Source organism: Pseudarthrobacter sp. MDT1-40-2 (assembly GCF_059383595.1).
Window position 1 is genome coordinate 1 of the sequence record NZ_JBWZCL010000003.1, and the last position, 12,179, is coordinate 12,179.

The 12,179-nt window shown below is 58.8% G+C and carries 8 protein-coding genes; 2 read left to right on the top strand and 6 right to left on the bottom strand.

Features of this window, described 5'->3' with window-relative positions; all coding sequences use genetic code 11:
• Nucleotides 1-104: 104 nt before the first annotated feature.
• Together AC50X5_RS10690 and uxaC are read right to left on the bottom strand one after the other, a co-directional pair.
• A complete protein-coding gene (locus tag AC50X5_RS10690; protein ID WP_494976094.1) occupies nt 105-1,526 on the bottom strand; it encodes a mannitol dehydrogenase family protein in 1,422 nt (473 codons plus the stop codon).
• A complete protein-coding gene (gene uxaC / locus AC50X5_RS10695; protein WP_494976095.1) occupies nt 1,523-2,932 on the bottom strand; it encodes a glucuronate isomerase in 1,410 nt (469 codons plus the stop codon). Before uxaC ends, AC50X5_RS10690 begins: the two co-directional genes overlap by 4 nt.
• Nucleotides 2,933-3,129: 197 nt before the next feature.
• Here uxaC and AC50X5_RS10700 point away from each other — a divergent pair, with 197 nt between their 5' ends.
• Together AC50X5_RS10700 and uidA are read left to right on the top strand one after the other, a co-directional pair.
• Nucleotides 3,130-4,185: a LacI family DNA-binding transcriptional regulator gene (locus tag AC50X5_RS10700; RefSeq protein WP_494976096.1), complete on the top strand. Its 1,056-nt coding sequence runs from the start codon at nt 3,130-3,132 to the stop codon at nt 4,183-4,185.
• Nucleotides 4,186-4,450: 265 nt separating this feature from the next.
• A complete protein-coding gene (gene uidA / locus AC50X5_RS10705) occupies nt 4,451-6,247 on the top strand; it encodes a beta-glucuronidase (protein ID WP_494976097.1) in 1,797 nt (598 codons plus the stop codon).
• A gap of 274 nt (nt 6,248-6,521) precedes the next feature.
• Here uidA and AC50X5_RS10710 read toward each other — a convergent pair whose 3' ends face one another.
• The 4 genes from AC50X5_RS10710 to AC50X5_RS10725 form a co-directional block, all read right to left on the bottom strand.
• The gene (locus tag AC50X5_RS10710) at nt 6,522-7,967 is read right to left on the bottom strand and encodes an MFS transporter (protein ID WP_494976098.1); all 1,446 of its coding nucleotides are present in this window, start codon (nt 7,965-7,967) and stop codon (nt 6,522-6,524) included.
• Nucleotides 7,968-8,349: 382 nt separating this feature from the next.
• Nucleotides 8,350-9,129, bottom strand: coding sequence for an alpha/beta fold hydrolase (locus AC50X5_RS10715; protein WP_494976099.1), 780 nt, complete (start codon nt 9,127-9,129; stop codon nt 8,350-8,352).
• 174 nt (nt 9,130-9,303) lie between these two features.
• Nucleotides 9,304-10,914, bottom strand: coding sequence for an ABC transporter substrate-binding protein (locus tag AC50X5_RS10720; protein ID WP_494976100.1), 1,611 nt, complete (start codon nt 10,912-10,914; stop codon nt 9,304-9,306).
• Nucleotides 10,877-11,902, bottom strand: coding sequence for a D-2-hydroxyacid dehydrogenase (locus AC50X5_RS10725; RefSeq protein ID WP_494976101.1), 1,026 nt, complete (start codon nt 11,900-11,902; stop codon nt 10,877-10,879). The genes AC50X5_RS10720 and AC50X5_RS10725 overlap by 38 nt, the downstream gene beginning before the upstream one ends.
• Nucleotides 11,903-12,179: the final 277 nt, after the last annotated feature.

Genomic DNA, 12,179 nt, shown 5'->3' on the forward strand with positions numbered 1-12,179 from the left:
ACCATCCTCGGTAGTGATCCGGAGCGTCACAAAATTCCGCGACGGACTCGTCACGAAGACATCAGCGGCAATAATTTTCACTGCAAATCCTTTCAAAAACTGACTCAAGGGGCCGCTTTATCGAAGGCGGAAAAATCGGCGGTGGAGGAGGCAGCCATGAAGGCTGCTTGAAGGCTGGTTATTTGAGAAACAAGAACTTCCTCATCGGCGAGTCCAGGCTTAAGCAGCGCCAGGAGCGCCGCCGTGCGGTGGCGGCCCTCCAGGGCCAGGGCGGCCCTGATCTCGGGGGCGTGCTGGTCGTGGAACTCGGCTACCACTGATAAATAGGCGATCCATACTGCAATCATGCGGGCAGCCCCGTCACCCCGTCGTCCGGCAGCACGTTCTGCTTCCAGGACAGGCAAAGCGCGCATCCGAAGCTTTGTGGTCCCGTCCATGGCAATCTGCGCTAGGTTGTGCGCGATCCTGCTGTTTCCAAAACGCTCCAGCAGGGCGGCACGATATTCCGGAATCATAAGGTCTGCCGGCAGATGCCTGGCTGCCTCGTCCCAGAATTCCTGAACGGCCTCCCGGCATGTGCCGTCGGAAAGGGCTTCGGCCACGGTTTGATGACCCCTGACTTGTCCCGAGTACGCCAGGATGGAGTGCGCGCCATTAAGCAACCACAGCTTGCGGTTCTCGTACGGTTCAATGTCATCGACGAAGACGGCGCCAGCATTTTCCCACTGTGGGCGGCCGGCAGGAAAAGTGCCACTGAGGACCCAGTTGTGGAATGGTTCGGTGACCACTGGTGCCGCGTCCCGGTAGCCGCAGGTTTCGGCGACCAAATGAAGGTCCGCCGTCGTGGTCCTGGGAGTAATCCGGTCTACGGACGTGCTGACAAAGCTGACGTTAGCGTCGATCCAGTCTGCCAAACCCGCGAAAGAACCAGGCTGCCCTGCCGGCCACGCGGCCAGGGCCAGGACAGCGTTCCGCGTCACCTGCCCATTGCGGGCAAGGTTGTCACAGCTGACGACGGCGATGGGTCCGGCACCGGCGTCCCTGCGTGCGGCGAGTGCCAGGACAAGACGACCCAGCGGAGTTGAAGCCTCCAGGCCGCTGCCGTTCGACTCGCCCAAGGCATAGGCTGCCTCGGTGATAGTGAGGGTGACGATGGCGGTTTCCGGTGCCGCGACCAGTTCCTTGAGCCGTTGCAAATTGGCCCCGTCCACAGCTTCCACAATGCTTGCCACAAGTTCGAAGTCGTCACCGTTGCCCGACCGTCGAACAAGCGTGAACAGTCCGTCCTGGACGGCCAAGGTTTCCGCAGCATGCGGCCGGCGACCACTGAATGACGCTATTCCCCATTCCGATGCGTCACCTGCGTGCTGGGTGTACCAGGCCTGGTGGGAGCGGTGGAATGCTCCAAGTCCCAGATGGACGATTCGCACGGGAGCCGGGGCTGCAGCGCTTTTCAGGCGGCGGCTGAGCAGCGGCATCGGACGGTCCGCTGCTGTTGTTGAACTTTCGGGACTTGCAGCGCTCATAGCTTGAACACACGTCTTGGTGAAGTGTCTACGGTGTCGATCATTATTTCGTATGCACGTTCCTCACTGATTCGGTGTTCGGCCACCATCCGGGCCAGAAACGAAGCCTCTACCCGCCGGGACGCTTCGTGGCGCGCCGGTATCGAGCAGAACGCCCTCGTGTCGTCGACAAAGCCGGAAAAGCGGGAGAATCCCGCTGTTTCTGTAACAGCTGACCTGAAGCGCAGCATTGCATCGGGAGCGTCGAGGAACCACCACGGGGCACCAAGATAGACCGATGGATAAAAACCGGCCAGCGGGGCAAGTTCCCGTGAGAAAACGGTCTCGTCCAAGGTGAAGAGAACCAGGTGGAAGTCCTTGGCCGTGCCGAAATCCTGCAGGAGTGGGCGGACGGACTCGGTGTAATTGATCGCAAAAGGAATATCGTGACCAGTGTCGGGGCCGAAGGCATCGAAGCTTGCTTGGTGGTGGTTCCTGAAGGAGCCGGGATGGATCGTCATTACCAGCCCGTCCTCTACAGACATGCGGCCCATCTGGTACAGCATGTGCGCTTCGAAAGCGTCACGCTCCGCGTCGCTGAAGGTTCCGGTCCGCGCAAGCTCAAACAGTCGTGCAGCCTCAGGCTCACTCAGCTTTAAAGTTGCAGGAGTTCTTACTCCGTGGTCTGCCGAGACCGCGCCGTTGTCAATGAAGTAGCGTCTTCGGCTTTCCAGGGCACGAATATAGCTCTTGTAGCCGGTGTCCCCTTCCCCTGCAGCCGCGGTGAGCCGATCTACATTTTCCCTCCACCGTGGATGGGCAATGTTCATATAAGCGTCGGGCCGGAAGGTGGGCAGAACCCGCCCATGGAATGTTGGGTCCTCGGCGAGGGCTTTGTGGCTGCTCAGGTCGTCGCACGGGTCATCTGTCGTTGCCAACACTTCAATGTTGAAATCCTTGAAAAGTTGACGGGGACGGAAATCCTCTTCCTGAAGCTTTGCCGACAGCTCGTCGTAAATCCTGTCCGCCGATTCGGCGCTCGGCATCTCACTAAGTCCGAAGACGAACTGGAACTGGTCACGAAGCCAATGGCCTGAAGCTGTTCCATCGAAGAGTGGCCATGCCCGGCAAAACTCGCGCCAAATCGACCTGCTGTCCGGTCCCGACGATCCACCAGCCGCCGGAGTCAGCCGGGACAGCGGCACGCCACTGGCATGGATCAGGCGAACGACGTAATGGTCCGGGCTCACCAGCAACGCAGCCGGGTCAGGAAAAGCGGAGTTCTCCGCGATCACGGCCGCATCGACATGACCATGGGGCGAAAGGATGGGAAGGTTCTTCACCGAATCCAACAGGAACGTTGCGATTCGACGCATCCGGGGATCCGCAGGCAGAAGGCGGTCCGGGTGAACTAAGGACTGAGACATGCCTCCATGGTGGCCAAAACTTCGATTCTTGTCAACCGGTTGCCATGGCGGAATCGGAGCGGTGACCGTTTATGGTGGCAAGAAATCCGGGGGTGATACGCCTACGCTCCGGTTTTAGAGGAGGGAGGACAGCGGAGAAAACAGGAAAGATGGCAACCGAATGAGCTTTTGAGTCCCTCTCCGGATATCATGAGCAGGTGACTGAACTTTTACCCCCACGAGCCGACGAGAAGACCTCCGCCGGCATGGCCGAGGGCAGGGCGGCCAAGACAAACGCCACGATCTATGACATCGCGAAATTGGCAGGCGTGAACCCTTCTACGGTGTCCAGGGCTCTCAGCAAGCCCGGAAGGGTAAGTGTGAAAACCCGTAAGCTCATCGAGGATGCCGCGGCGGAGCTGAACTACCAAGTCAATCCCTTCGCCAGGGCGCTTCCCACTGGAAGAACCAGCACCATCGGCCTCATCGTCGCCGATATTGCAAACCCCACCTTTTTTGGGACTATCCGCGGCGCGGAATTTACCGCCGCGGACCATGATTACTCGGTAATCCTTGCTGAATCGGCCGAATCGCCAGAGAAGGAACTTTCCGCTGCACAACGCATGATGGCCAGCGTGGACGGCCTGATCCTCGCCAGCCCACGCATGGACGACGACCACATCCGGGAACTGGCCGATGCAAAACCTGTAGTAGTCGTGAACCGTGACGTCGAGGGCATCACGTGCGTCGTGCCAGATGTTGCCATGGGAGTGGGCGAAGCGATTCGCCATCTCGCTGTCCACGGCCACAGAAAGATAACCTTCATTGCCGGTCCGGAGGCGTCCTGGATGTCCAGCCGGCGATGGCTGGCCGTCCAAAAGGCATGCGAATGGTCCCGCATAGAACCGGTGAAGTTGCAATCTGAGAGTCCCACAATAAAAGGGGGCCGGGCAATTGCCCGCACCATCGTCAGCCTTGGATCCTCCGCCGTCGTCGCTTACAACGACCTTCTCGCCATAGGACTCATGCAGGAGCTCCAAGCAGCAGCCTACGTAGTTCCGGACCAAATTAGCATCGTTGGCTTCGACGACATCTTCGGTGCCGACTTCACGACTCCCGGACTGACCACCGTCCGTGCACCGATGGAAACCTGCGGCGTGGAGGCAGCCAGTCTCTTACTTACGTTTCTCAAGGGGCACGGAGACGTGCCCTCGACCCGCTACATCGACACAGAGCTGGTGGTCCGGGGATCCACCGGAAAACTCCTAGGCTGACCTGTTGCCGGTGACTGTCGCGAGCGGTTGCCAGGCACTTTTCGCGTGCAGTGCTAGTTTCGCGCAGTGCTAACCACGTTTCGCGGGTGGCGTGGGCTGTTCCAAGCCATTGATGACGAATAGCGCGCGCAAGATTGAAGCCTCTACAGGCGTCAGTGACGAAAAATTTCTCGCCATACCAGCACAGACGGGGTAGGCTCTTGGCAACCGCTTGCCTTTCAGACCAAGCGAAAGACTACAACCAGTTAGAGTCAGGAAATCACCAATGCTGAGACCTCAGGCTTCAGAAAGCCGCGACCTAGTCAACCTGGACGGAATTTGGCGCTTCGCCTTGGACAAGTCCCAGTCCGGTCTCCCGGAACCGTGGTCTGCCCCGCTTTCCGGTTCACTCGACGTAGCAGTACCGGCCAGTTACAACGATCTTTTTCTGGACGCGAGCGTCCGGGACCACGTCGGCTGGGTATGGTATCAGCGTGTCGTGTTCGTACCACGGGGATGGGATGACAAACGCACCATTATCCGCTTCGATGCGGCGACGCACCACGGGAAGGTATATGTCAATGACGTGCTCGTAGTGGAGCATGTCGGTGGCTACACTCCATTCGAGGCGGATATAACCGAGCACGTTCAGCCCGGGAAGTCCTTCCGGTTGACGGTAGGTGTGGACAACGAGCTTTCCATTCACACGATTCCGCCGGGGCACGTCAACGTCGTGGATTCGGGGCAGCGGCGGCAGAGCTACCATCACGACTTCTTCAACTACGCGGGTCTCGCGCGCTCGGTCTGGCTCGCAGGTGTGCCGGAGACGCGCGTCGAGGACATCATTGTGGCAACCGGCGTCGAAGGTACCGTCGGGACGATCGGGTATTCCGTGGCGACCACAGGATCCGCTGAGGTGCAGGTGGTCCTTCGGGACGAGGCGGGTGCGGAAGTCGTGCGCGGGAGCGGTGCCGAGGGCGTCCTTCGCGTCGAGGATGTAAAGCTGTGGCAGCCTGGAGCGGCGTATCTGTACAACTTGGAAGTGTCGCTGTACGCGAGTGGGGAACTCATCGACTCGTACACCCAAACCGTGGGGGTCCGCACTGTCGAAGTGACGAAAAACGAGTTTCTCATCAACGGCAAGCCCTTCTATTTCACGGGGTTCGGCAAGCATGAAGACACTCCGGTTCGCGGCAAAGGGCACGACAACGCGTACCTTGTCCACGACTTCGAACTGATGAAGTGGATCGGAGCCAATTCCTTCCGGACGTCCCACTATCCTTATGCAGAAGAAGTCCTGGACTACGCCGACAGACACGGCATTGTGGTGATTGGTGAGACTGCCGCTGTCGGATTCAACCTCGGTGTATCGGGAGGGATGTCTGCCAGAAACCCGCCACCCACGTTCTCGCCGGATACGCTGGGCGATGAGATGCAGGAGACCCACGCACAGCACCTTCGTGAACTGATTGGCCGGGACAAGAACCACCCAAGCGTCGTGATGTGGTGCATCGCCAATGAACCAGCCAGCCAGGAAGACGGCGCCTACGAGTACTTTGCGCCGCTTGCGGAACTGGCCCGAAAACTGGATCCCAGCCGCCCGATCACTTACACCGCCTGGTTGCTTGCCAACGCGCAAAACGACCAGATCGCGACGCTATTTGATGTCATCGGGATCAACCGGTACTTCGGTTGGTATATCGATAACGGCGACCTTGCCTCAGCACAGGTGAAGCTCGAAGCCGATATCCGCGACTGGGTCGGCAAATTCGACAAGCCGGTCATGATGACGGAATACGGTGCTGACACGCTGGCAGGCCTTCACTCGCTGAACGACGTCCCGTGGTCAGAGGAATACCAGATCGCCTACCTGGAGATGAATCACCGGGTGTTTGACAAATTTCCCGCCTTTGTCGGCGAGCACGTCTGGAATTTCGCCGACTTTCGGACGACGCCGGGTGTGCACCGGGTGGACGGAAACAAAAAGGGCATTTTCACCCGTGACCGCCGGCCGAAGGGTGCCGCATTCTTTCTTCGCAACCGGTGGACCGTGACCGGCAACAGCAAGCCCACCCAGCAGTAATTCAGCAGTGACGCAAAGGGTTCCGCTACCGGTAGCGGAACCCTTTGCCGTGTAGAAGCGAAAAGAATTCCTGGATGGGTGTGAAGCGAAGAGAAGAGCAGTCCTGGATCGGCGTGACTGCAGTGCTGTCACATCTCTGGGGCGGCTCCATGGGCCAATTGGGACAAACGAGACCGCCCCGTAAGGAAAGAAATACGCCGCCGATGCGCTGCTCATTGGAGTCCTCGTGTGCGGGGCGGGGGCAGACTCATCCAGGCGGCCCCGCCCCCGTGTGTCAGTCAGGAATGCGCTGGTCAGAAAGCCGATAACGGGGCAGAAACACCGCAATGACCAAGGCTGCAAGCGCGGCCGCTGCTCCGATCCCCATCATCATTTGAAAGGCTGCCCGTGAGGGAATGGGAGTTCCTGCCAAACTGGTGCTCATGTGAGCGAATACCAGCCCCGCGACGGCGGCCGACAGGGACGTGCCCACGGAGCGCATCAGGGAGTTGAGTCCGTTGGCAGAGGCGGACTCTGAGGGCGGGACTGCGCCCATCACCAGTGCCGGCATCGCGCCGTACGCGAGGCCAATGCCGGCACCGACAATGCCCGAGACGGCCACTAATTGCCAGACTGCTTCCATGGCAAAAAACCCGATCGTATATCCAGCAGTAACGAGGACCGCTCCGGCCATAAGGGACCACTTCGGCCCCCATGCTGCCGAGAGCCATGCAGACATGGGCGCTACAGCCATCATCACCAGACCCGAGGGAGCCATGACCAGACCCACGACCAACATCGATTGTCCCAACCCATAACCGGTTTCCGCCGGCAACTGTAAAATTTGGGGCAGGCTGAGGGACATGGAGAGCATGGAGAAGGCGAAGATTAGGGATGCCATGTTAGTCAGAAGCACCTGACGGCGCCCGATAGTCCGCAGGTCAACGAGTGGCCGGGCGACGCGTAGCTCCCAGAAAGTCCAGCCGGTAAAGAGGATCACGGATCCCCCGGTCAATCCCAGCGTCAACGCCGAAGTCCAGCCCCAGGTTCCGCCTTTGGAAACTACAAGCAGCAGCATCACCAGACCAGCCGACATGGACACAGCTCCGACGGCGTCAAAACGCCCCCCCGACTTAACCTGGGACTCTGGCACCAGCCAAGCGATGAGGACGAAGGCCACCAGGCCGAGTCCAGCCGCCACCCAGAACAAGGTATGCCAGTCCAGATTCTCTGCAATTACTGCCGCTAGCGGAAGACCAAGAGCACCGCCGACTCCAAGTGAGGCGCTCATTGTCGCTGTTGCGCCGCCTAATTTAGCGGGTGGGAGCTCGTCACGCATGATGCTGATGCCCAGGGGGATCACGCCTGCGGCGAGCCCCTGCAGGGTCCGCCCGACGATCAATGGCGCCAAGCTGAAACTGAACGCACCCACCACTGATCCGACGACAAGTAAGGCCAGGCTGATAAGTAGCATGCGTCGCTTGCCGTACATGTCCCCCAGGCGACCTACGGTGGGGGTGGCAACAGCACCGGCAAGCAAAGTTGTAGTGACTGCCCAGGTGGTATCACCTGCGGACGCTGACAGGAACTCCGGCAGTAGCGGAAGCAAAGGAATTACCAGGGAATGCATCAAGGAGACGACGATGCCGGCGAAGGCAAGCACCACAACAATCCTGCCCTGCCCCTTGGAAGCACCACCTTTGGGAGAGCCTGTCCGCCGTCGGGAAGTATCTACAGTCATGGCTTGTTCCTTTGCACAAAGAAGGTCGAACGTTTGGGGCGTATAACTGCACGAACGTCCTGGAGCGGTGAGGCGAACGGCAACAAGACGAGGTTGCTACGTTTTTGGGACGGCCCTGCCGGCCCAAGCTGCGAAGTACACTTCGGATTCAGAGAGGCCCACTATGCTGCGTGTTCAATCCTGGAAAACAACCCAGAACAACTCCATGCCTCGCCCTACGTCAACGACTTGTCCCTGCAGGTGAGGATTAGCACCTTGCCTGGCTTCCGACAGGGTCACCGTGCGAAACCTGAATGGAGGTTTCTACAGGCTATCCCTTGCGTGGCGCAGTGGTGCATTCGCGAGGCGACCTCTGATCAGCGCTTTCGTCCTGCCGATATCCTCAGTTGTTCAGTTTGGCGTGGTCCGAAACAAGGTCGGCAACCAGCTGCGGTTCAGCAACGGGTGCTAGGTGAGCCGTTTCTTTTAGAACTTCATGTCTGGCAGAGGGTATTCCTCGGGCGATGAGGTTTTGGTCTTCGACCGGGTTAGCTGAATCTGCCTCGCCACTGATAACCAGCACGGGCACCTTGATATCGGGGAGGTCGTCTCTCACGTCTGCTTCAGCGAGAAGATCACAGGCATAGGCGTAACCCACGGGATCTGTGGACGCAAGCATCTGCCGGTGCCGATTCACGACGTAGGGTTGCCGCTGCTGGAACTCCGGTGTAAACCAACGGTTCATCACTTGGGGCACCAGCGGAGTAATGCCCTCGGCGCGCACCTGTTGACCGCGTTCGACCCACACATCCTTGGAGAAGCGGGCAGCACAACACATCGCCACAGCGGACTTCGTTCTCTGGGGCATTAGCGCTGCCGCCCGCAATGCCACCAGTCCGCCCAACGACACCCCGGCAATGTGGGCTTTCTCCACGTCCTCTGCATCGAGCACCTCGAACAGGTCACCGACGAGATCATCGAGGCTGAAGGGACTGTGTCCGCGAGGGCCTCCCCGGTCCCTCTGGTCGAAGCGGACGACGTCGAAGTCTTTTGAGAGCCGGGCCACGACTCCGTCCCACATGCGCCCGTTCGTCGCCAGCGAGTTAACAAAAACGATGGTTCCCGAGGCGGGTTGTGCACCTCTCTTTCGCTCAACTGAAACGTTGAAGCCTCCGCCGTTCATGGGCTGGTCCTTTCTATCGATATGGATCAACAAAATGACGTGCAAGTGTCGGGTTGCCGAAGGCACCCCACTTATGACAGCTGCAGTCGGTGCGCATAAAGCGGCACTGGCCGGCAGGCAGGACTCAGGGAGCCCGTCTGCCGGCCAGCGGCCGTGGATTATCGGTCGGTGGGCTTACTTACCTGACACTCCGAATACGCGCAGGTCAGGAATAGCGCTACCGGTACCCCGGTATTCAATCCCTTCCTTCAGTGCCCAGTTAGTTTTCAGAGAGAAGAACGGAGCGAACCAGGCATTGTCGGTCGCGTATTTGTTGATCTCTTTGTAAATTTCCCCGGCACGTGTGGTGTCTGTTTCAGCCCCAAGCTTTGCCAGAAGGTCATTCATCTTAGGGTCTTCGTGCTTGAAGGGGTTTTGTGACCCATTTTTGTCGAAGTAGAGTGCAGCAGTACGTGAGGGAGCGGCCGTGCTGCCCAGGTTGAAGTACATACCCCATTTCGTTGTCTGACCTGAACTCTGGGCAGGCACAGGTTCCCATTCCACCTTGATACCAATGTCGGCAAGGGACTGCGTGATAGTGGCCTGGTATGTCTGCACGATAATGTTCGCAGGCATTGTGAGGCTGAACCCGTCGGGGTAGCCCGCTTCTTTCAGAAGGCTACGTGCCTTTTCCGGATCAAAGCTGTAGGCATCGTCCAGCTCTTCAACGTAGGCCGGGGAGAGCTTGTTGAAGATTTGTGTCGTGGAACGGCCGTTGCCACCAAGAAGTGCATCGAGCATTTTCTGGCGGTCAAAGGCATGGTTGATTGCCTGCCGGACGCGGACATCCGCCAGTGGCGGCGCTACCGTGCCTGCCCGGTCGGCGATCACCAATCCGCCGGTCGTCACGCCCTCAACGGGTGTGATGGTGAATCCGCTGGCTTCGATCTGCTTGGCTTGGCCGTGATCAACTGTCCCGGCATCAAGTTCTTTGGTCAGCAGTGAATTGAACAGTGCCGTCCGGTCCTGGATTGCCCTTATCGTGACCGTCTTGAACGGATATGCTGCCGCGTTCCAGTGGTCCTCGCGCTTGTTCAGCACGTACTTGGTACCGTCAACAGTCGCCGTTCGGTCAAGAATGTACGGACCCGATCCGACTGGATCCAGAGCGGTCCGCGCTTCGTTGATCGTATCGGGATCTCCAATCGCCCCTGCCCCGTATGAGAGAGCCACAAGCAAATTGGGATCCGGGCGGCTGAGGTTGATAACGGCGGTGTGCTCATCCGGTGCGTCGATGGAAGCTACCGCGGCAAGGTTGCTCTTTTGTGGTCCGGCGGTGGTCCGGGTTCGTTCGAGGCTTACTTTGACCGCCTCGGAGGTGACTGGGTCACCGTCACTGAACTTCATGTCATCCCGCAGCTTGAGCGTGAGAGATCGTGCGTCAGCTGAGTACTCCCAGCTCTTTGCTGCTCCGGGCTTGAGCACACCTTCATTGTCGCTGTAAATCAGGGTGTCGAAAACCGCTCCCCAGACGTACCGCTGCTGACCGTCGTGCAGTTGGGCGGGATCCAGTGAGTTCGGTGCCACCTGGACTCCGAACGCGAGCGTTTCAGGGGCGGATTCTGTTGCAGGAGTTGGGTCTCCCCCGCAGGCAGAGACTACCAGGCTTGTTGCGAGCACGACGGCGGCGCTGCCGACAGCGGCTCGGGAAAGGCGAAGTTTTGGCATGAAAGTTCCTTTGACTTGTAGTTGCCAGGCATTTCTTGAATTAGGTATGTGCCGAGGGCTGGAGGCGCGTGTAGACATCCCGTGGAGTTAGGGCGTTCAGCATGTCTTCTCCACGGCGGTACCGGTCGATGTTTTCTACGATGGTGTCAATGGACCGTTGCGTGCGGTTTGGAAGTTTTGGGGTGACATGAGGAGTGATGACCACATTGTCCATATCCCACAACAGCGAATCCCCGGTTAGTGGTTCGGGGTCGGTCACGTCCAACCCAGCCCCTGCTATCTGCCCGGTCTGCAGTGCTGAGATGAGAGCTTCCTGGTCTATAACACCGCCGCGGGCCATGTTGATGATGTACGCCTGATCCTTCATGCGGGAGAACTCCGCAGTTGAGAAGAGATGGTGAGTCTCATCATTCAGTGGCACGGCGAGCATAATGACATCAGATTCTTCGATCAGCGGTTCCAGGGAATCACCGGCGTCTTTTGACAGCATCAGATCCACATTCGCCGGTGTCTCACCGGCGCTGCGGCGGTGAGCGATGACGCGCATCCCGAAGGCTTTACCAAGGCGGGCCATTTCCTGCCCAGTGTTTCCGAACCCCACGATTCCCAGCGTCTTGCCCCAAAGGGCAAGCCGGTTCTCATAACCCGGGATTCGGGTCCAGACGTGCGAGGCCTGAAGTTCAAAAAGCCGTTTGGCGTCGAAGGTCAAGGCTAGTGCGAAGTAGAAGGCATGCTGCGCAAGTGCCGGCGCTGATCTGCCGGCAGATCCTGTGATGATGAGGCCCTTCGCGAAGACCTCGGGCCGGGCGGAGCGTGTGAGGCCCGAGTGATCGCAGTGCACCCATTTCAAGTGTGGAGCGGCTAAATACCGGTCATCGATATCGGTTTGGAGGATAGCCACGTCCACCCGCTTGAGTGCATCCTCAATGTCGGCCGCCTCACGTGGATGAAGGTGCAGGAACTCCGCCGGGGCAAAGGCCTGCCGAAGCTGCTCGATCTCGTCTGGCTGATACAGCAAGGTAGCGAGCACACTTCGGATTTCGCGTGCTTCAGATCCTGTATCCATATGTTTAAACTCCTTTGTTTACGGCGAACGAATCGGGAGTTCGCCGATACCCGCCTTCCGCAAGTATCACAACCTTAAAACATCTTGTCAACCGGTTGCCGTTTGTGAGACGTGACAAAGATATTTGCTTAGCAGCCTTAGATGTTGGGCTTGTGAGTGCTGGGCCATGCGCCGTAGATGAAACGGTCGAGGACAAGGATCAGTGCGCGATAGTTGTTCCCATGGTTCGCCAGTCGTTTTTCGGCAAGCGGTTGTCAACGGGTTCCATACATGCTTT

Bases quoted from the DNA above. Each gene is read 5' to 3' on its own strand.
- AC50X5_RS10715 (WP_494976099.1), bottom strand. From the start codon at position 9,129: ATGAACGGCGGAGGCTTCAACGTTTCAGTTGAGCGAAAGAGAGGTGCA.
- AC50X5_RS10710 (WP_494976098.1), bottom strand. From the start codon at position 7,967: ATGACTGTAGATACTTCCCGACGGCGGACAGGCTCTCCCAAAGGTGGT.
- AC50X5_RS10720 (WP_494976100.1), bottom strand. From the start codon at position 10,914: ATGTCTACACGCGCCTCCAGCCCTCGGCACATACCTAATTCAAGAAAT.
- uxaC (WP_494976095.1), bottom strand. From the start codon at position 2,932: ATGTCTCAGTCCTTAGTTCACCCGGACCGCCTTCTGCCTGCGGATCCC.
- AC50X5_RS10690 (WP_494976094.1), bottom strand. From the start codon at position 1,526: ATGAGCGCTGCAAGTCCCGAAAGTTCAACAACAGCAGCGGACCGTCCG.
- AC50X5_RS10725 (WP_494976101.1), bottom strand. From the start codon at position 11,902: ATGGATACAGGATCTGAAGCACGCGAAATCCGAAGTGTGCTCGCTACC.
- uidA (WP_494976097.1), top strand. From the start codon at position 4,451: ATGCTGAGACCTCAGGCTTCAGAAAGCCGCGACCTAGTCAACCTGGAC.